This is a genomic window from Streptomyces pseudogriseolus, assembly GCA_002154585.1.
In the GTDB taxonomy this organism is placed as follows: domain Bacteria; phylum Actinomycetota; class Actinomycetes; order Streptomycetales; family Streptomycetaceae; genus Streptomyces; species Streptomyces pseudogriseolus.
The window spans coordinates 1-504 of sequence record MUNG01000729.1; the positions used below are offsets into that span (position 1 = coordinate 1).

Here is a 504-nt window from a genome sequence, read left to right on the forward strand (position 1 = left end):
GCGCCCCACCCTTGACCGCGTCACGGCCATGCCGCCGCGCCCCTGCTCGGCTTGCGGCCACATGGCCGTGACCGCCCGCGCCGTGACCTTCGCCGGTGCCGGACATCGCTGGGTGGACCTGTGCCGGGACCACGCTCTGGCCGTGTGGAGGCCCTCCCGGGTCCCTGCGACGCTGCCCGAGATCGCAGCGGACCTGCGCGCGGCTCTGGAGGCTGCTGAGCGGGCGTACGCCGAGCGGAGCCGGGAGGTGACGTGACGCGGATCCTGCGTACGGGGGGCTGCGTCACGCCACGTCGGGAGCGGGCCGGCTGCACGTCGCGGCACCGGGCCCGTTCTATTCTGTTCGAGTCGGCCGCGGGGTCGGCCGACGAGAAGAGGAAGCCATGAGCAGCACCCCTGTACCGCCTGTGACCGAGCCGGACGTGTCGGCCCGTACCTGCCCGTCCGACCAGATCGGACCGTGCGCCGTATGCCAGCGGTCGACCCACAAGTACGGCAGCGGGG

1 pseudogene is annotated in these 504 nt (G+C 73.4%); it reads left to right on the forward strand.

The window, feature by feature from the left end:
* Positions 1-256 (forward strand): annotated as a pseudogene (locus tag CCN29_RS36775) (hypothetical protein); the annotation flags it as partial.
* Positions 257-504: the final 248 nt, after the last annotated feature.